2 protein-coding genes are annotated in these 1,030 nt (G+C 61.0%); one reads left to right on the top strand and one right to left on the bottom strand.

Translation table 11 applies throughout. The features are described from left to right. The first annotated feature begins 85 nt into the window (after positions 1 to 85). Positions 86 to 268 (top strand): LPXTG cell wall anchor domain-containing protein, encoded by a 183-nt coding sequence (locus tag B879_RS23800; RefSeq protein WP_497706788.1) that lies wholly within the window; start codon positions 86 to 88, stop codon positions 266 to 268. 525 nt (positions 269 to 793) lie between these two features. Here the strand turns inward: B879_RS23800 and B879_RS23795 are convergent. Beyond that, positions 794 to 1,030: hypothetical protein (locus B879_RS23795; protein ID WP_040401534.1), on the bottom strand; the 237-nt coding region annotated here is incomplete at its 5' end.

Raw genomic sequence — 1,030 nt, 5'->3', positions numbered from 1 at the left:
CCCGGGCGAAACCCCGGCACCGTCCGAGGAGCCGGCACCAAGCCAGAGCCCCGCGCCGCAGGACCCGGAACCGTCCGAGACACCTGTGGCACCACAGGGCAACGACGGCGGCAATGAGCCGGAGGCCGCGGCACCCCAGCCGAACGGCTCGCTGGCTAACACCGGTGCAACCGTTGGCGTAATCGCCGGCGTAGGCGCACTGTTAGCGGCTGCCGGAGGGTTGCTGCTCTGGCGGCGCCACCGTAGCGCAAGCACTCATACTAAGTAATCTCCTGCTCCGATAAATGGATCGTCCCGGCTCCCCTCAGTGGGGGCCGGGACGATCTGTTTGGGGCGCCTTGCTGCCGAAGCTCGGTTCAGGACGTTGAAGAATCCGGCGGGCGAAGGGCGCCGGATTGTTCCACGGTTGGCTCTGCTCCACCTTCTTTGGCTTCCTTGACACGCTGATCTTGCGGCACTTCCCCGTGAGGTAGGACGGTCGTAGTACTTCTTGTAGCGTTCATCTTCATGGTGGTTATTACCCATGTGGTGCCTCCCGGAAACGAGCGGGTATCTCCACCGTGGCATTACAAAGCCCTATTGGCAACAGCTTCCACAGCACGGATAGGGCCCATCCGTGAAGGTGATCTCCCGACTTGGTTGGCCCAAGAAAACGAAGCAAATCTTAGGGTCCCTTTTCGCCGCGAGTTCCGATACGCCGGCGATCGTGACCAGGGAACACGTTTCCGGCCGCGGTCCTTGGACTATGTCGTCGCCCGTTATCGCCGCGGCGCCCCCTCGAGTTAACCTGATGTCAGCGGAGTCGTTCTTTGGCTGGCTCTCGGGGCCAAGATTCGGTGATGTAGTCCAGCAGCATGCCTTGTTCGGGATTCATCACGGCCAATTCGATGTCGTGCTCTTCCATATCCGCAGCGCTGACTGGGAACTGTTCGACGCCTCGTCTGGCACCCAACACACAGACGAAGAAATCGGAGAACGGCATCCTTCGACCAAGCTCACGAACCACTTCATCTTCGAAGTCCCCGATCAG

It is taken from the genome of Cecembia lonarensis LW9 (assembly GCF_000298295.1).
GTDB lineage: Bacteria > Bacteroidota > Bacteroidia > Cytophagales > Cyclobacteriaceae > Cecembia > Cecembia lonarensis.
The sequence above is the reverse complement of the archived record's forward strand: the minus strand, read 5'-3'. Positions and strand labels throughout refer to the sequence as shown.